Genomic DNA, 17,235 nt, shown 5'->3' with positions numbered 1-17,235 from the left:
ATAGATTATCCCATGGTGCAAGGCCCGCCGCTGAAATCCGCGTAGCTCAGATTTCCAACAGGCGGCTTTGATCCACCCGTTTCCTCAGTGAGTTCCAGCCTTTGAATGGCTGACTCGCAGAGCTGGTCGAGCACGTGAGCGGCGATTTCCCGCATCCAGCTCGTGTTGCTCCCCTGATCTGAGACTTGAGTCGCGTACTCATCCCCACTCATCCAGGCGGTTCGAGCCGTGTTTTGAGTGGTGACTAGCCACCCCTTGCCGTCTGGCAACGTCCCTGCATGACGCAGGAGGGAACTGATTAACAACTCAGGGTTTGCTTGCAGGGCGGACACGCTGGGAAATGCGTGTCAATGTCCCACGCGGCACAACGAGCTAAGGGTATTCGCACTTATGGCCCAGAGCCTTCATTCACCGACACAGGAGGCGTAGGCTCCAAAAGCAACTGCTCTGCATTGCCGTACTCCGGGAGGCACAGCACGAGCACACCGTAACCCCGGAAGCGACACACCAAGTTGCCCGCAACCCCTTGATCATGCAGGGCCTGCAAGAGTGCCGTCTGAGCATCTTTCGATTCGGACATCTACGGGTATAAGGCTGTCAAGACGGCTATCGACCGAGCGCCCGTAACGCGTCTCGGTTCTCATGAAATAGGACGTACTGCATCTTGCAGCCGTCACCCTCATCGTTAGGCCCGTATTTTGATTTTTCGTGAATCCACTTCTTTTCTTCCTCTGAGTATCGTTCAGCCGTCAGCTCCGCGATTGAGGTCTCAGGAAGGTCATGAGGCAACCAGAGCCGAGGCTCAGCCCTCTTTTGCACGTGACTGAGATAGAACTCATTCTTGATGCCATGGTCGAAAAAGTATCTGACCATGATGGGAGTGCCGTCCACATAGTCTTTCACGAGCCGCCACGTTTTACCTTTATACCCTTCGTGCTCGCCCTCACCCCTCGCAGGGAGGATCATCCACCCGTGAAGGTTTATCATCTTCAAGCAAAAACGATAGACCTCATGAGGCCTATGTCCCGAGTCGATAAGCCCCGCCGTGATGAACATCGGCTCTTCCTCGCCCTCGATAAAGTAGGGACGGAGCCGCAATGTCGCGTCAAGCTGATCCTCATCCTGCACGGTGCCACGGTCGATCCAGAAGGCTTGCCCATCAGGCAACCAGCCAAAGACAGTATATTTCAAATAACTGAACTGCTTGTCAGCAGTCATGGTGATCCAAACAGGCTTGAACGGCAATCGGCCCTGAGGCTTCCCGTCCTTATAGGCCATATAGAAGACAGGGTTTCGCGGATCGCCATTGTGATCAGTGAGCAGGCAGAGGGGGGCCAGCGTCGTCTTAATAATGGTTTCCGTGCCGTCCGCATTCGAGACCTTCACGTCTTCCACCCTGCCAGCCTTCAGCGCTTTGACCGACTCCGCCGTGACCGAATACACTTCATCTTCCCAAGGCCATCCCTCGTGGTTGATTCGGAAATATTTCTTCGCCTCTTGGGTGGGATTGATCACATGGGCGAGCAGGTGCATTTGTTTCAGCTCACCCCAACTCACGCGCTCATGCAGCGAGTACAGGTCGCTGATGTGATAGCTTTCCACCCCGGGCTCAGGAGGCACATACTTCCCCGAAGGCGAACGCCGCCGCTCACTGGGAGGCGTGGGCACCTGTCGCGCAAGGTCACTATTGACCATCGAGCGCTTTTCCTTCTCTTCAATCCTTCCGTGGCAGAGCTGGCATTGATAGTAAGTTTCCGTCACCACCCGGGCGAGATCCCATTCACCTCCTTCATAGCACCCCTCGACAACCAGGTGATCAGTCCGCAATTCGATCAATCGCTCACATCGAGGGCAAGGGATCAGGAATTTCTTCTGAGTCCCCGAGATGAATATCTCATCGATGATTCCGCCCGCCAACTCAGGCTTGGCAATGGCCAGCACCAGCCCGTCAGGCACGTCCGTTTGCCGGGACCGTGCTCGCTTGTAGGTAGTTGTTTCCTGATTTTTTACGTGGTTCTCGATCTCATCTAGGATGATGAGGCGATACCAAATTTCCTGAAATGGATCTGCGGAGCCCGAGCCGCTGAAGACCATGTCCATGGAGTCGAGTGAGATCCGAGAGAGGCCCGTGTCCTTCGGGTCTGCCGACAGCACCCCCGCCGACATCGTGGTCAACATTCGGCGGTCGACAATCTCCCGGGCCTTCTTGTCTGACGTGATGGAGTAGAGCGCATTCCCCGGCCAATTCTCAGGCATCCACCGGAGGATGTTGAGCGCGCCCTCAGTGACCCCCGTTCGAGAGGATTTCATGTATGCCCCGACACGCACGTCAGAACGCAGGGGCAACTCTTGCCACTCCTTTGTCCAGGGAGTGTTGCTGACGTCGTACTGCTTGGGGGTGGCGGACATCTTGCCGCCCAACCAGACTTCACGCCCCGCCCACTGCCACGCCGCCTCAGTAGGCTTCCCTCGAAAGCACCGATCAGCATGCCCCGCTAGCCAACGATGCTCCGGAGTGGTCGACGGTTGCAGTTGATACGGTATGCACAGCGGGAACGCTGGATTCAGGCTACTGAAGAGGTCCATGCAGGATCAGTGAGTTTCTGAGTGCCGTCCCACGCGGAGCGGTATCGAGTCTTCTTAAGGTGCATGAAGACAGCATCGCGCAGCGGAACAACGATGGCGCGCCTGTCACTGGGTGCGATATGAGGAGCCAACTTTTCCGACAGGACCATCATAGCATTGAAGATAGAATAGGACATGACCGACAGCATACCCACCATCTCGGCATTCAGCACACTGGCCCGGATGACCGAGCCGTTCGCCTCTTGAATCTTCACGCTATCTTTTTCCCACTGCCTGAGGGTGCCGACGAGCTTTTGCCACTCAGCTTGCAAGGTACGGTACTGAGTGAAGTTTTGCGCCAACCTCGCTTTCTCCATCTGATCAAAGACACCGACGACCAGGGCGCGGACCTGACGCAAGCCGAGGTCAGAGGATACGTCCGCATCCATGTCGAGGGTAGGAGGAGGCAACGCGTCGTCTGACGCGCCAGCACCCCCGGGAGGAGCCGCAGCCGCCCCTTGCGTCACCTGCACGGTAGGAGGCGACGTAGGCACACCACCCTTGAGCTTGAGCAGGTAGTCAGGCACTCGCCATTCCATGTTGCGCTCCCACCAGTCCGCCATGGATGGCAAGTCATCGAAGGGAGGCAGGTCCGGAGGAGACTTACCCCGCCCTGCCTGTATCCACCTCTTGAGCTTCCGGGTCGGATCTTTCGAGTCGAGCCCGAGCTGAGCCGCATAGTGCGCGAGCGTGTGTTTGTACTTCTCAGCGGTCACACGCTGAGCACCAGCTCGCCCGTCTGGGACCGTGGTTCCCATCTCCCGGATCTCTTCTTTCGTGAGGTCACCACCCTTCGCCCACCGCCTCACCAGGGCAGCGAGGCGCGCCCTCTGCAACTCCCGGGTCTCAGACGAGCAGGACGGCCCACTTGTCAGCCGGGTCATTTCGTCCCCGTTCAGGTTTCCCCCGCACGCGAGCTTGGTCAGGATGTGGGCGAATTCAGCAACCATGGGGCACGCGGTCGACCGCGTGTCAATTTGTCCCCGGCACCCCGACCGCACCGCCACAGCGCGCCCTAGAGGCACGGGGACACCCTAGCGGGGACGTTATGGAATCGTGACACCCCCTCTCAAAAAGCGGGGGGGACGCTTTACCTACTCGCTCCCGGGACGGGGGGCCAAAAGATTCCTTAAGGGGGCCTTAGTATCTATCAGCAAGGACAATTAACACACCTTAAGAGTCAATACATGGCAAGTCTGACATGTTGTCCCCGCGTTCTGTCACCGGGGGATACCCCGCAAAGAAGCAAACTGCAATCCCTCTCTCTTGTCAGACTTAGCATCTTGTCAGAAACCTTGGTCTTTCGGCCCCTCGCGGGCTGGCAAGATGCCTGCCAAGATGATGATGAGGGGTACGGGGAGGGGGCACGGGGAGGGCGCGCCCTCCCCGGCAAAAGAGTCGCTTCGCGAGGGGAGCGCGAGGGGAGAGGGGGCAAGAAATAGGGTCGAAGGGGAGGGTATAGACCCGAGGGACCTCTCATGCGCATCAAGTGGCCCGCTTCGCGGGCGAAGGTAGAGAGAGGGGGCGCATCATGGGCGGTTGCTCGTCAATCACCCGAGGCACACCCTCGCCTCAATAGGCCCGCTTCACGGGCGAGCCATAGGCGGAGAGGAGGTAGTCACCGGGTCACCGCCATCAATCACCCGAGGGACCATGATCCACCCAGGGGCACGGGGGAGCGAGGGCCGATGACAATGGCGCGCACATACTCGGCAAAAGAAAGTTGAGAAACCCTCTTGCAATGTTTTGATTTGTATATACTATTCAAATGTCGAGCGACACAACGCCGCAAGACAAACTCAACTCCCGACCGGGCGGGCCAATTCCCGGACACCTAACATGAATACCCTTAGCACTCGCATTAATCGGTTCGGATCTGGCGCTACTCACCTTCGCTCAGACACCCCCTTGACCCTTGGCCAAATCCAAGCTGCCGCCCCCTCCATCTTCGCTGACAGCGCTCACGAGTCCCGCTCTAACCGTTACACTCACATTCCCACCAGCGAGGTGCTCACCCGGCTGATGGCTGAAGACTTCCAGGTCCACGCCGTGATGCAGGGCGGGAGCCGCGACGAGCAGAAGAGAGGCTTCACAAAGCACCTCCTTAGACTCCGCCACGCCTCCCAGGCCCTGACCGTAGGTGGCACACATAATGAGATTGTGCTGCTCAATAGCCATGACGGCACGAGCTCATATCGCCTCATGGCCGGAGTCTTCCGTCTTGTCTGCGGGAACGGAATGGTCGTGGCTGAAAACAGCGTGGCAGACGTAAGGATCTCACACAAAGGCAACGTGTCGGATCTCGTGCTCGATGGTTGCGTCGAGGTTCTTAACCGCCTCCCCGAGGTGAGCGAGAGCGTTCGCCAAATGAGCGACCTTCGTCTCACATCCGAAGAGCAGGCTCTCTTTGCATCTTCCGCCCTGATCGCCAAGTACGGAGACGAGCCGGCCCCAGTCACCGCCACCCAACTGCTCAACGTCCGGCGCAGGGATGACGCACCCTCCAATCTCTGGAACACCCTCAACACAGTTCAAGAGAACGTCATCAGAGGCGGCATCAGCTACATTCAACGTGACGATCAAGGGCGCCGTGTGGCCCGCAGGCAGACCCGCGAGGTGCGCGGCATCGATCAGAACACCAATCTCAATCGGGCGCTTTGGGCTCTCGCTGAGGGCATGAAGCAACTGAAGGCCTGATAAATCGAATCCTCCCAGAGGGCGGCTCAGAAACCGCCGCCCTCTGGGAAGCCCGCTTGAAAGTCAAAAAAGCAAATTCAATCTTCACGACAATGACTAGTTGCCACAAAACCCTTACAGACGCCCAGACGCGGCTTAATCGCGCCCGCGAGATCCTTGCGCCCTTCTGGACCTCCCTCAACGCCGAGGAAACGTATCGGGAAGCCCGAGCCTCAGGAGTCTACAGCAGGCGGGATCTGAGCAGAATCAGGGACAATCAGCACCTAGCGAGCAGACTCACCCACGAGTTCCACTTTGAGCAGACCGGGTTTTCAAACTCCCAAGGCCAGGAGATCCGGTGGCAGTTCATCACCAAGGAAGTTGCCTCCACCATGCAGCGCTACGAGCGAGGCCTCGCAACCGCAAACGCTCTGGAAACCGTGCTGCAAAGGATGGAGAGGATCACCGCAATCGCAACCCGCCTCATGACAGAGAAGATTCCCTGCCCCTCAACGGAAGGTGGCGAGATCTCAAGCCTTGCAGAAATAGCCGGGACGCTCTACCCAGAGCACACCCAGGAGACCGCCGACGACTACGACACCCATCCAAACCGCTTTCGCGAATAATCTCATGCAGCAACCCATAGCCAGCGAGCCCCCCGACGAAAAGCCCAAACAGAGAGGAGCGCCCACGGGCAACCAGAATGCCACCAAGCCCGAGGAAGAGAAGATCCACGGGCGAGGAAGAGTGATCGCCGATTTCGGACACCTCAAGACCAGGTGCGTGAAGGCAGCAGGCAAGCAGGGCAAAAAGCTGGTAGAATGGCTGAGGGAAGCTGCCGAGGAAAAGCTCGCCCGCGAGGCGACAGAGGTCGAGAAGACGCCACCCCTCAACCTCAAGGACTGATAGAAAAATTCGCTACTGCAGATGAATTTCGGCTCTGGATCTCGGCATAAAGATACCACTAGCCCCCCTCAGGTTTAGGCGCGACCGGAAGCTCATCGAGCCATTCAATCGGGTAAATCTGCCCGTGCTCCTGCTTGCGCTTACCAAAGCGGAAGCGCCGCCCCTTGGAGCTACGTAGATCCTCCTTGCCGCGCCACTTCTCAAGCCGCCTCCCGAGCTTGCGCAGGTCGCCAGCCTTAGGGGGCTGCTTCTCTTCCGGCCCACCGACAACCTCGATGAGGACGCCGATTTTCCGGGCCTTCTCGACGACAACAGTCGTCGTGATCAACTTGCCAGCCCACGGCTCCTTTTCCTCATCCTGATCCTCTAGCCAGATCTCATAGTCTTCCTCGACATCATCCGCGAGAGCCGTCAGGAGCTTGCGCATTTCATCCGTCTGCTTATCGCCCGAGAACGGAAGCTCAGCCGCAACGAACGGATCATCAGTAACCCCGAGTGACTCCATGATGCCACCCACCAGGGCACTCCACTCAGGGGCACGGGGTTTGCTGAACGTGGCCGGAGGTTGCCCCAGCGTGATCCAGTGGCGAGTCATCGCCCACAGCGCGGATAAGAGCCGCTCACGCTGAGGAGCCAGCCCCATCCAATGCGCAGTCATGTTGTGCGAGTGCTTGATCGACTCTGCATCCACATTCAAGAACAGCTCGCAGATGAGCCCGCGTTGCTGCATGTCACGGGTCACGTTAACGTTGTTTCCTGTAACGAATACTTGCGTGACCGCAGGAACCTCGAACATCTCATCGTTGCCGCCGTACTTGCGCCCCACGTGTTTCGGGGAGGTCACAAATCGATTGAGCGCGTTCGAAAAGACTGATGGAGGCACGTCATCAAGGAAGAGAAAGGGCGCGCTGCTCTGAGCCGCCGTCTCAAGCAGAGCCGTGAATCTATCTTGGTTGAGCCCGCCGTTCCCACTGATGGGAAGATCAGTATTGCCCGCAATCCCGTAGAGAGACGCGAGGGACATAGCCACCTGAATCGATTTGCCAGAACCCTGATCGTTAGAAAAGTACATCATCAACGGACGAATGACCCCCGGCGAAAGCAGGAAGCGGTTGAAGACCCCCAGCATACCCGCGACATGCACAAGGAATGAGCGATTCGTCCAGGCGTGCTTTTTGAAGGGCTGCTTCATGTCGGCATACGGGAACTCGCAGCAAAATTCGTTGATCACGTCGATTGCCTCAGCGGGAGTCATGTCCAGGCGATAGGGCACAGCGTCATCACACCAAATCTGACTGTCGTGATCATACCCGGGCCTCAGCAACTCGATCTTTCCATCCTTCCTAAGCACGGGGGCGCGCACGTTCACGACGTGCTCGATGATTGGGATCTGGACTAGGAAGTCATCGGTTTCCAGGACCTTCGCCGCCAGATCCTTCCCCATGGAAGTCTCCTGCATATAGTACCCACCTTTGCCCCCACGATGGTTTTTGTAGCAGGTCACGAATTTCTCGACCCACCCCGGGAAGCGATGAGGCGTCATTTCCTTCCAACCCTCATCGGAAAACATGGCCACAAGGCGACGACTGATCCCCTTGCGGTAGAGCCCGCAATTCTTCAGCATGCCGCCGAGCTGCATACCCATCTCACGAACCCCGAGGTCAAGATCCACCTTGGGAACGATGCGGTCGAACCCCGGCAGATTTTCGCCGAGAGCCTCAATCTGAGGCCTGAGCGCTTCCAACAGCCCACGCGGGACCGTGATGTCTTTAGCCGATGAATCTGCACTAAGCATGAATTGCCCTCTCTTTGAGAGTCAGAATTGGCTTCATGGGAGGCTCAGGATGCAGGTAAACAAGCTCCTGCAATTGGGGTTTAGGAAATCGAATGTATTGTTTTGTTTTCTTGTCGACATACCCCTCGCGGAAACAACACGGCAGGCGGGAAAGTCGCACGGCAGACAAAGCCCCCGGATCTGCCCCAATAGGGGCCAGCATCGGGCCAATGAAATCACGAATGGCATCCCATTCTACTTTACTCCCTGCATCCACACGCACCAGGGCATGCAGGGAGCGTTTTCCGGAACTGTAGATAGCAACGACTGGGAGAGCCAGCTTGACCAGGGCGCGCAACCAAAGCTCTTCCGGAGCCTCGTCACTTTCAAGAATCATATGTCGCCACGAGGTGATATTGGGCCAGCTCCGACGCGTCCACTCCGCGTTTAGTTCACCCGCCCGGTCACCGTGACGAATCTTGGTTGCCTTATTCTCCCATTGCCCCGTGACGGGATTCGTCAGAAACCAAACGCCACACCTCCCCGTGGTCGGCAACGCTGAAGGCACCGCCTTAACCCCTCGCTCCGCCGCGAGGCGATAGCTCCCAAAGCCGGACCTATGGATAAAATCACCCTGCGAGTATTCCGAGGTGAAAATCAAGACTCGCTCATCCTTGGAATACATCGTCTCGATAAAATCCGCAGCAGTCATGTTTTGCACCGGCTTAGGCGAGCGACGACTGAGCCACTCGCGGTCAATCGGCTGAACCCCCTCAACGAAACGCTCAAGCTTCGCCAGATCGAAAGGCGGACGCTTCTCTTTCGCAGGCATCGTAGGGCGAGGCGCAACGCCCGGCTCAACAGGTCCGTAGAGTCGCCGCGTGTGCGAGGTTCTCACAGCATCAGGGAGGAGATACCTGCCCACTTCCTCGACGCACCGCTTCCACTCCCACCGCGTGACGTGCGCGAGCAGCATCAGACCATCGCCGGACAAGTTACCCCCGCCGCCCTGAGAGCAAAAGAAAGTCCCATCCCCATCGCGGTCATCGAAGCGAAAGCGATCCCTGCCACCGCAGCCAGGGCAACGGCAATGCTTGCCCGTCAGCAGGTCAGTAGGTACACCAAAACGAGCAAGCACGTCGACCCACCTCCCGTTCGCCGCCTGACGCACGTCTTCCGCCTGATACCATCCACGAGGATTTTCGTCCGATTCCATTGTCGCAGAATTATTCCTGAGGCCAGTTAAACACTCCATCCGTCACACCGAGCGCCGTATTCGGCGGCTCATAGTTCATCCATAGAACCTCGGTTCGAGGCCGCGCCCCGTCAGCCATTGCCCTACGCTCAACACGAAACCACCCTTTGAATATTTCATTGTACAGAGCTGACGGGTAACCGGAAACAACAACGAAACCCGATAGCCTTGAAAGGTATTCACCAAGCTCCTGATGCTGCTCATCCGTCATTTCATGACGGTACTCGCCACACCCATCGCCACGCGCAGAACCCACATACGGGGGATCAACGTAGTGAAGCGTTGTTCGCTCATCGTGAGCACTCATGACTTGCACAGCCTCTCGGTTTTCGATCACAACGCCGCGCAAGCGCTCAACAATCAACTCTAACGCTTGCGGGAAGGAATGCCAGTTTGAGGCCGGTGTGGAATAAGCTCTCGAAGTGTTTGACCGAAATCCAGTCATCACCCGTCCATTGGGGCGAGATTCCGACACACCACCAGAGCCGAATCCCATATATGCCCGGACAACGGAACGCCTAGCCTGCTCAAAGGAGGAATCGGCCGGCAACCACGCACCCAAAAACTCCGCCCGCGCAAAAGGTGTGCAGCGAAGCGCCTCCCTCAATCTCAATCCGTCATCGCGCACCACCCTGAAGAGATTCACGACCTCAGAGTCAAGGTCGTTGTAGATCTCCGCATAGCTCCGCTCCTTTCGCAGCAACACACTACCGCCACCCCCGAATGGCTCGACGTAAACTCGATGCTTCGGAAAATGCGAGATGATCCATGGGGCAAGCCGCCACTTGCCGCCATGGTATCTAATGAGTGGCCGACGGGGCGTCATTGCACGATTTCCCCAATCGGGGTTTGCTGGGTCTCAATCCACCGCTCACGATTATCGCCGAGACGATGGTCGAGCTGCTCCATTGTCTCCTCATTCATATGAAGGCCCTTGCAGAGAGCCGTATAGAACGCACCCCATTCCCCCGCGACCAAGGGATCAGGGTGCTTGTAGCCAACGATCTCGACTGCATGAATGAAGTGCATCAGGAAGTGATGAGGCATCTCATCAACCCCACGAATAAAGTCCCTCATTGCGCCCTGTAGCCGATCAGGATGAGAGCAAGGCCCCGTGAAGGACCCTCCACCGGGGACATATGCGTCCGCCAGGACAAGTCCGTCCATGGCCGAAAGCAGGATGACCCGCCTGTAGGCCCGCAGCACCGCTTTTGCTGGTGACTCTTTCCGAAGGCCATCAGGTCCCCTGAGAGCACAGAGCAAAACCGTTTGCTGCATCATCGGAAGTTTCGAAGGCCATTCCTGCACCACGCTCCTGCCCCGTGCAGGACTCCACACAATCTGATATTCCTTTTCGGTTTCCGTTCCAATGACCCGAAAAGTCGTCTGGCTCAAAGTCATCATCGCCTTATTGCGGATGACGTAGCCCATCCACTTCTCCAAAAGCTCAATCTTGTCGGCTGGCACCTCACCCACCAAGCCAACAACATCCTTCAGCAACTTCCGCTGCCGAGCCGAGGCAATGATTTCCTCAAACCGGAAGCGCGACGAACGCTCATCCCGCTCCACAGCCTCAGCAATGGGCACAATTGCCCACGCCAATTCAACCGCGATACTCATTTCGAGGCCCCTCCTTTCTTCGTGCCAGCCTTTTTGACCGCCGATTTCTTGGCAGGCTTGGCAACCTTTTTAGCCACCGCCTTTGCGGATTTCTTCACCACTTGGCGCGAGGCTTCAGCCGCCTTTTTCGCGGCTATCTTGGACTTCTGTTTCACAATCTTCCTCGCAGCCTCGACCGCCTTGTGAGCCTTAAGGAAAAAGCCATCGCCACCGGAGGCGATGTCCAACTCTGGCTGCACTTCGCTTTTGATTTCATCGAGGACGACGACGCCCCCGCTTCCCTCTGGCGATGCCGCCTCGGAAGCCGAGACTAGGTGAAAGTCAGACGTCTCCCGCAAAGGCTCAGCGCCCACTTTATCAGAGCCGCCCTCAGGCACATCTCGCGATTGAAGAGACTTCACTTCCTCATTCGCCCGCACAAGGAGAGTTTGGAGATCATCCATGGTCGCACTCTCATCAGAAGTGGACTTCAAGCCGTTGTCACGGGCGACAGAATCAATCCACCCCTGCACTAGATCGGGATATTCCGCCCCCTCAGCCAACTCCGCGAGCGCCCGGATCTCACCAATCAACTCAGCACGAAGCGCCTTCTCACCGCCCACCAGAGCCTCAGAAGGAATAATCACACCCTGAACGCGAGCTGCCTCCATGGCCGCATCAAGCAAGGCCTTTGTACCCTCCAAGCTCAAGACGTATTGAGGATCTACGAAAATAGCGTTATCCCTCACAACATCGTTGAGCCATTTGATCGGATCAGCAGCATTTGCCGCCCGCGCCAACACCATCAACTGACTATCGAGCGCCGCCCGCTCTTCCTTACTTTCCCCGGACAACTCAAGGCCCAATGTCTCATCCGGAGTAACCACGGGATCAGTCTCAAAGCGCACACCGAGAGCATCCCCCCAATCCTCCCACCCCTGCCAACCAGGCCCCCACTGGGACATGCAACGTCCGAGGAACATCATGATGACGAGGGCGATATAGTCAGGCCACTCCGACAGCCCGAATTCATCCTCAAGGTTGTCCAGTTCGACTTTCACCCCAGGCAGCTTCCGCAGTAGTTTCATTGCATCCGGCCCAGCTACACGTTCCGCAGCATCGACCACCAGGAGCGAAGCCATATCCTTGTCCTGCTTCGCGACCGCGACACGCAGGGCCACGCGGAGTTTCGCCATGAATTCCAGAGTCCGACGCTCCTTTGTCGCCGCCACTTCGCGAGCCAATCGGTTAGCCTCTTTCGCCGCCCCCTCATCCCACGTGGTACGCGGAGCTTCTGGCGTCGGCTCTTTTGGTGGCCCGTCAGAAAATTCAGGCATAGGTGGAAAGACCGGATCAGCCCCACTCGCGGGAGGCTCAGTCTCCTTGTTGACCAAGGCAACCGCTTCCTCCCACTTCACCAATTCAACGAAGGCACCCGAGGGAGCTTGAGCGAGCCAGACGGTAATACCTTTGCCCTTGCCGTGTTTTTTGATGATCGCTTTCCACGTCGGGACTTTGGCCGCATCAAAGTGATTGAACAGAGTAGGATCGACCTTGGATTCAATATCCACATACCCGCTCGAATCTTTGAGCTTACCATCTTCCCCGAAAATTTTCTTTGCCTGATCTGCATCAAGCAACTCGCAACCCCGCGCCAAGGCCTCTTTACGTACCGTCTCAGCCACCGCTTCGCACTTTTTCGCGAAGCACTTAGGTTGAGTACAAAGGTTGGGATTGATGCCCGACTGACCACCTGCACCACCACGCCCACCGCTGACAGCCAGATCGTCTTTGAAGGCAGGCATATTACCCGCTCGAAACGGGCAGTCACTGCACGCCCCACCCATGACGCGAGCACCAGCGATATCTTTCATTTCTGGGACAAGCAAGGCATCCGCCTGCTTGAATGGCGCGCCCTGTAGACTCCGGGCAAATCGGTCTTTGATCAGCTCCTTTGTCTCAAGCACCGACAGCGGACCGCTCGTTTTGTTGGCAGGTCGAAGCACCATCTTTCCCGCCAACTCCCGCTGCTCACGATCTGGGATCGATGCAACAACAGCCGCCGACGCCTTCGCCAACTCCCCACGCTCAACCGCCGCCTGCAATTCCTGAGGTGCGTCGAGGATGGCCAGCAACTCACGGATGTAGTTCTCTGATTTATCGATCCGAACCGCGCACTTTTCGAGCGTGTACAAGGGCGCGCCCTCACCATCTTTGAGGGACATCAGCGAAGCAAAGCCCCGGGCCTCTTCGACGACGCTCCATTCCTCGTGTTGGAGCTGCTCAACGAGCACCAGCTCGTGAGCTTCGTTGTCCGTCATTTCCTTAATCTTCGCCCGCAGTGAGACGAATCCAGCCAGAGGGCAGGCGCGCCACCGCCGCTCACCCGCGACAAGCTCATAACGCCCGCCCTCTTTGGGACGCACCAAGGCATCATCTAGCTGCCCATGGAGCTTGAGACTCCCCGCGAGTTCATTGAGCTTCCCCTCATCGAAGCGAGTGCGATTGTAGGGAGAGGGATCGATCAGCGCGAGGGGGATATCCCAGGCGCGGTTTTCAGCTTCTTTGGGCTCAAGGGTACGTTCACTCATGGTCGTTGTCGGTTTCGAGGTCTGATTTTCCTAGTTCTGCCCCGGCGATTTCCGGGAAAAGTTTCGTGAGCCGCCGCAGCTCCGCCGCTTCCTGCTCACGCTTGAGAAAGGCCTTGAGAGCACGCGGATCGGTAGGCAACCCGGGACGACGGGGAATATGGGAGTGCTCCCGGAGAACCTTGCGAGCCTTCTCCTTTTCCCACAACGCATCCAAGGATTCCTCGACCGCGCCCGCCCGGTTTTTGTTACCCTCTTGCACCTTGGAATAGGTTGCGATGGCACTCTCACTCTTCCCCCCGGGAGCCGTCAGGCCCGAGTAACCATTGAGTTCGAGCGGCACACGGACACGACGCTTTCGACGGGCACACATGGCGGCACGCGTTTCAACGAACCCCCGAGCAAATTCCGTCTGAGTGATCCAGGCCAACAGGGCGCGATCCTCAGCAGCCAGCACCGTCAGGTTCGCGAACGCCGCCCGGAGAGTGCGCGTCCATTTGCTTGTGCGAAGATCCTGCCACGCAGAACGAAGGATGGCCCGCAAGACATCGCGCCGCCGCTCCCGCTCTTCATGATCTTGAGCCCACTCGCCTTGCTCACCATCGAGCAAGGCAGAGATAGGAGTGTATCCCTGCAAGGACTGCCAGTCCCGATAGACCGCACGCTTTCCCAAGCCAAAGACTTTTTCAGCCCTCGCGAACTTACCCTTCCTCACAAACTTCAGCTCATCTTGAGCCATTCTGGAACCATACTGCGGATCAACATTCAGAGCAGCAAAGCCAAAGTAAGCGCAAGCCTCATTCATGCACCGGGCGTTATGCCAGACATAACGGAGTAGCGTTTTCCAACAGTCACTCTCACGGTAGAAGTCCCCGTCAGATTCAGGAGCCATCATTCCAGTTCTGAGATCCATGTCTGCAAACACAGCCTCCGGAGTGCCGTGATCCACGCGCACCCAAGCTTTGTTGCGGACATCGTAGACGCCCTGACTGCCCCTCATGCGAGCCTCTTGCTTGGCGCTACTCATGCCGCATACCTCCGCAGAGCAGCCTTAACCAGGGCGCGACTAAGATTGACCGGGACAGCATTGCCGATCTGCTTGACGACCTCACTTTTATTTCCTTTGAACTGATAGTCCTCCGGGAAGCCTTGAGCCCTCGCCAACTCGTGAGGCTGGAACATCCGCCAGCGAAAACGCACCCGGCATTTCACCCCCGCGATCTCAATCTCAGGACACACGAGGGCAAAACGATCATGTGAGGTGATGGTATCGAGAGGCCTGTCCAGAGCACAGGAAATAGAGTTGCCGTAATACTTGACGACATACGGCTTCAGCAAAGCCCATTCCCCGCGGTTACCGCAAACGGTAGGGAACGGCTGATGACCACCGCGCACGCGACGCAGCACGGCACCAGCATCGCCACCGTCCCCGTGGCAAGTCTGCACCAAGTAGGCTTGCAAGAGACCGTGCCGCGCCTCAGTCGTGATGGTGCTCAACGGGACATCGAGACTTGAGCAGGAGATCCGCCCACCCCCCGTGTGATCAATAGGGACGACGAACGCATTCACCCACGCGACATGTCCACCGCCGCCCGTGATAGTGACCACTGGCTCATTCATGCCCCGAGAACTTCCCTCTAGAGCCTGCTCTGAAGTGCCCCGAAGATTGACGATGTAGGAATAACCATCATTTGCGACCTCACCCTTTACCAAGCCCTCACGCATAGGCTGAAGCCCGTGGCGATAGAACCCCGCATGAATGCGCCTGAGAGTATTGGGAGACAACGGGAGCCCACCGTATTTCTTCTTTCCGGGCATTTCGTCCAACCACCTGCCAGGGAGCGACCAGTCTACGCAGTCAAAGGCAGTCTTGTACGGCTCCACGAGCGACAGCACCTCACCCTGAGGTGTGATCCCATGAGTCGCATCAGGCCAAACGGGACGCCTCTTTCCTCGCACCGCCTGAATGATCAAGCGCGTCCGGGAAGTCGGGTCACCGTAGTCGGCAGCACAAAGCAACCGATGCTCCACCCTGTAACCAACAGATTCCAGCATACCCTTCCAGGCGCGGAAGATCTCACCCTTACGAGCCTTAATAGGGCGGTTGCGCGAGTCCAGCGGCCCCCACTGCAAGAACGCGGGCACGTTCTCAATCAAGATGATCGGGGGACGCAGCGCCTCCGCCCAACGGATGACGCACATTGCCGAGGCCCTGCTCTGATCGACCACGGGGAGCCCTCCGCGAGCAGGAGAGTGATTTGTGCATTCAGGCGACGCCCAGAGCACATCTAACTCACCTTCGCCGTAGATATGCCGGGGGTTTATGTTGTCCAAGCTCGCGCAGTAGTGCCGCGAGTCCGGATGATTCGCCCTGCTCGTTTCCACCGCCCGCTCCCAGTGATTGACGCCAACCAGGTCGACGTTGTAACCAAGGTCATAGCAGGCGAGTTTGGCCCCGGTAGTGGTCCCACCACCGCCGCAGAAGAGATCAGCGATCCGAATAGTCCGTTTGCCCATGGGCGAGGAAATCAATCTTGAAGTGAGTGGTCGTTTGCCGCCTTCTGGCGGGAGTCCAGATTGGGAGTAGCAGCGTGATTGAGGGGATGAAGCTCAAGAGCTTCCACCTTGAGCGTGGGTGCAGACTCAGCCTGCCCCGTGGCAACGAGCGCGCCCACCGTGGCAACAGCGTCGTTAGCCCCCGCGAGCAGTACGCAAAAGTCGTTGCGAAGCGTGGCCAACTCTCGCCACAAAGGGGAATCAGCCTTGACGGTTTGCTGAATGCCACGTATGCGGCCCGCGATGGCCCGCAGCCCTTCCGCTTGCGCCCGAACAACGGTCGACAGATGCGCCGGCAACCTGCTTGATCCAGATGGATTCACGCGGCCGTTTTCTCCCTTCTGCGTTTCGCACGGTCCGCTTTTGCACGATCACGTTCCGCAACGGCAGCCATACACCGCTTAAGCTCCGCTTCGAGCTGGTCCTCCGTCATCGGCTCATTCCGCGCCGAACGATTCAGCCACCTCAGAAGCGGCGAGAAATAGATTTTAAGAACAGGCCTTGAATCAGCATTGATACTGACCGCAGGCAGCCCGTCTTGATCAATCAGATCGACGACCTTCCCCTCAGGCTTGCCTAGGAATTCCGCGACCACACGGAGAGGTAATGGTCCAGTAATCATGGCCGCCCCCCCCCCTCTGAAGGACGCTTTAGGCACTGGGGGAACTTGATGCGCCCCTCTTCTTCGTAAGCCTCATACTGAACAATCAAGGTCTCGCGGTCAGGAAACTCCTCAATAGCCACCGCGACATGTTGCCCCGACGGATGGAATTGCTTGCACTGAGGACAGTACCCACACCACACAGACGGCGAAGGACGGAAACTCATCAACCACCCCCCGAGCCGCAGAAGCACAAGGAGCGAGATCCCGATATAGAACACACAGACAAAGACCGTGAACCAAGGGGATTCAGCAAACAACTCACGCAAGCAGAGTCCACAAGGCAGGAGAGCCTCACAGCACAAGGCACCCATAGCCTCACGCAAAGAACGCCCTGCACGCCGAAGATACCAGCGCTTAGGCGGATTGAATTTCCACGTCGCAACGATGGCAGGCGTGACCCTTGCCTCAGGGAATCTCGCCCGGAATTTGTCTATGGCGAGACGATGCACAGAGGATGACTCACAGGCAGCAACCGTAACGTCACTGACGGCACCATCGCCCCAAGAAAAGCGCACCTTCCAGAGAGCAGAGGGGAGAGCGCTCACGACACACCCCCCCTAGGTTTACCCCACGTGCCGTTAACAGAAACGAA

Annotated in this window: 15 protein-coding genes and 1 pseudogene; 3 read left to right on the top strand and 13 right to left on the bottom strand. The window is 57.7% G+C overall.

The annotated features are described in order from the left end of the window. Nucleotides 1-5: 5 nt before the first annotated feature. The 4 genes from VSP_RS08915 to VSP_RS42050 form a co-directional block, all read right to left on the bottom strand. On the bottom strand, nucleotides 6-332 hold the full coding sequence (locus VSP_RS08915) for a hypothetical protein (protein ID WP_009960122.1): 327 nt from the start codon (nucleotides 330-332) through the stop codon (nucleotides 6-8). A gap of 56 nt (nucleotides 333-388) precedes the next feature. Continuing rightward, nucleotides 389-580: a hypothetical protein gene (locus VSP_RS08910; RefSeq protein ID WP_009960121.1), complete on the bottom strand. Its 192-nt coding sequence runs from the start codon at nucleotides 578-580 to the stop codon at nucleotides 389-391. Between the two features lie 26 nt (nucleotides 581-606). Then, nucleotides 607-2,409, bottom strand: a complete 1,803-nt coding sequence (locus VSP_RS08905) for a terminase gpA endonuclease subunit (protein ID WP_009960120.1) — start codon at nucleotides 2,407-2,409, stop codon at nucleotides 607-609. A 155-nt stretch (nucleotides 2,410-2,564) separates the two neighbouring features. Beyond that, nucleotides 2,565-3,575, bottom strand: coding sequence for a hypothetical protein (locus VSP_RS42050; RefSeq protein ID WP_009960119.1), 1,011 nt, complete (start codon nucleotides 3,573-3,575; stop codon nucleotides 2,565-2,567). Nucleotides 3,576-4,464: 889 nt separating this feature from the next. Between VSP_RS42050 and VSP_RS08895 the strand changes: the two genes are divergently transcribed. The 3 genes from VSP_RS08895 to VSP_RS08885 are packed head-to-tail and all read left to right on the top strand — an operon-like array spanning nucleotide 4,465 to nucleotide 6,207. Further along, complete coding sequence (locus VSP_RS08895; RefSeq protein WP_029190299.1) at nucleotides 4,465-5,322, top strand: DUF932 domain-containing protein; 858 nt, start codon at nucleotides 4,465-4,467, stop codon at nucleotides 5,320-5,322. Nucleotides 5,323-5,378: 56 nt separating this feature from the next. Next, nucleotides 5,379-5,927 carry a hypothetical protein gene (locus tag VSP_RS08890; RefSeq protein WP_156345501.1) on the top strand — a complete coding sequence of 183 codons (549 nt, stop codon included), beginning with the start codon at nucleotides 5,379-5,381 and terminating at the stop codon, nucleotides 5,925-5,927. Between the two features lie 4 nt (nucleotides 5,928-5,931). Next, the gene (locus tag VSP_RS08885) at nucleotides 5,932-6,207 is read left to right on the top strand and encodes a eukaryotic translation initiation factor 4 gamma (RefSeq protein ID WP_009960115.1); all 276 of its coding nucleotides are present in this window, start codon (nucleotides 5,932-5,934) and stop codon (nucleotides 6,205-6,207) included. 58 nt (nucleotides 6,208-6,265) lie between these two features. On the opposite strand, the gene VSP_RS08880 is transcribed toward VSP_RS08885, so the two are convergent. The 9 genes and pseudogenes from VSP_RS08880 to VSP_RS42045 all read right to left on the bottom strand — a co-directional run bounded on the left by VSP_RS08880 (nucleotide 6,266) and on the right by VSP_RS42045 (nucleotide 16,161). Further along, nucleotides 6,266-8,002, bottom strand: coding sequence for a hypothetical protein (locus tag VSP_RS08880; RefSeq protein ID WP_009960114.1), 1,737 nt, complete (start codon nucleotides 8,000-8,002; stop codon nucleotides 6,266-6,268). Then, nucleotides 7,995-8,813, bottom strand: coding sequence for a hypothetical protein (locus VSP_RS39155; protein ID WP_232289555.1), 819 nt, complete (start codon nucleotides 8,811-8,813; stop codon nucleotides 7,995-7,997). The genes VSP_RS08880 and VSP_RS39155 overlap by 8 nt, the downstream gene beginning before the upstream one ends. Before the next feature lie 159 nt (nucleotides 8,814-8,972). Next, nucleotides 8,973-9,197: pseudogene (locus tag VSP_RS43920) on the bottom strand (primase-helicase zinc-binding domain-containing protein); the annotation flags it as partial. A 10-nt stretch (nucleotides 9,198-9,207) separates the two neighbouring features. After that, complete coding sequence (locus VSP_RS43830) at nucleotides 9,208-10,062, bottom strand: DNA adenine methylase (RefSeq protein ID WP_009960112.1); 855 nt, start codon at nucleotides 10,060-10,062, stop codon at nucleotides 9,208-9,210. Continuing rightward, nucleotides 10,059-10,856 carry a hypothetical protein gene (locus VSP_RS42965; protein ID WP_009960111.1) on the bottom strand — a complete coding sequence of 266 codons (798 nt, stop codon included), beginning with the start codon at nucleotides 10,854-10,856 and terminating at the stop codon, nucleotides 10,059-10,061. Before VSP_RS42965 ends, VSP_RS43830 begins: the two co-directional genes overlap by 4 nt. Beyond that, entirely contained in the window at nucleotides 10,853-13,426 is a 2,574-nt protein-coding gene (locus VSP_RS39150; RefSeq protein WP_009960109.1) for a ParB/RepB/Spo0J family partition protein, read from the bottom strand. Before VSP_RS39150 ends, VSP_RS42965 begins: the two co-directional genes overlap by 4 nt. After that, on the bottom strand, nucleotides 13,419-14,450 hold the full coding sequence (locus VSP_RS08855; protein ID WP_009960108.1) for a hypothetical protein: 1,032 nt from the start codon (nucleotides 14,448-14,450) through the stop codon (nucleotides 13,419-13,421). Before VSP_RS08855 ends, VSP_RS39150 begins: the two co-directional genes overlap by 8 nt. After that, nucleotides 14,447-15,940: a DNA cytosine methyltransferase gene (locus VSP_RS08850; RefSeq protein ID WP_009960107.1), complete on the bottom strand. Its 1,494-nt coding sequence runs from the start codon at nucleotides 15,938-15,940 to the stop codon at nucleotides 14,447-14,449. The genes VSP_RS08855 and VSP_RS08850 overlap by 4 nt, the downstream gene beginning before the upstream one ends. Before the next feature lie 11 nt (nucleotides 15,941-15,951). Continuing rightward, a complete protein-coding gene (locus VSP_RS42045; protein WP_156345505.1) occupies nucleotides 15,952-16,161 on the bottom strand; it encodes a hypothetical protein in 210 nt (69 codons plus the stop codon). Nucleotides 16,162-17,235 lie beyond the last annotated feature (1,074 nt).

Source organism: Verrucomicrobium spinosum DSM 4136 = JCM 18804 (assembly GCF_000172155.1).
GTDB classification, from domain to species: Bacteria; Verrucomicrobiota; Verrucomicrobiia; order Verrucomicrobiales; family Verrucomicrobiaceae; genus Verrucomicrobium; species Verrucomicrobium spinosum.
Note: the sequence above shows the minus strand (reverse complement) of the source record. Positions and strands in the feature narration are given on the sequence as shown.

Excerpts from the sequence above, each read along its gene's own strand:
- VSP_RS08850 (WP_009960107.1), bottom strand. The coding sequence starts at position 15,940 with ATGGGCAAACGGACTATTCGGATCGCTGATCTCTTCTGCGGCGGTGGT.
- VSP_RS39155 (WP_232289555.1), bottom strand. The coding sequence starts at position 8,813 with ATGCCTGCGAAAGAGAAGCGTCCGCCTTTCGATCTGGCGAAGCTTGAG.
- VSP_RS39150 (WP_009960109.1), bottom strand. The coding sequence starts at position 13,426 with ATGAGTGAACGTACCCTTGAGCCCAAAGAAGCTGAAAACCGCGCCTGG.
- VSP_RS08855 (WP_009960108.1), bottom strand. The coding sequence starts at position 14,450 with ATGAGTAGCGCCAAGCAAGAGGCTCGCATGAGGGGCAGTCAGGGCGTC.
- VSP_RS42965 (WP_009960111.1), bottom strand. The coding sequence starts at position 10,856 with ATGAGTATCGCGGTTGAATTGGCGTGGGCAATTGTGCCCATTGCTGAG.
- VSP_RS08880 (WP_009960114.1), bottom strand. The coding sequence starts at position 8,002 with ATGCTTAGTGCAGATTCATCGGCTAAAGACATCACGGTCCCGCGTGGG.
- VSP_RS43830 (WP_009960112.1), bottom strand. The coding sequence starts at position 10,062 with ATGACGCCCCGTCGGCCACTCATTAGATACCATGGCGGCAAGTGGCGG.
- VSP_RS08910 (WP_009960121.1), bottom strand. The coding sequence starts at position 580 with ATGTCCGAATCGAAAGATGCTCAGACGGCACTCTTGCAGGCCCTGCAT.
- VSP_RS42050 (WP_009960119.1), bottom strand. The coding sequence starts at position 3,575 with ATGGTTGCTGAATTCGCCCACATCCTGACCAAGCTCGCGTGCGGGGGA.
- VSP_RS08895 (WP_029190299.1), top strand. The coding sequence starts at position 4,465 with ATGAATACCCTTAGCACTCGCATTAATCGGTTCGGATCTGGCGCTACT.
- VSP_RS08885 (WP_009960115.1), top strand. The coding sequence starts at position 5,932 with ATGCAGCAACCCATAGCCAGCGAGCCCCCCGACGAAAAGCCCAAACAG.
- VSP_RS08905 (WP_009960120.1), bottom strand. The coding sequence starts at position 2,409 with ATGTCCGCCACCCCCAAGCAGTACGACGTCAGCAACACTCCCTGGACA.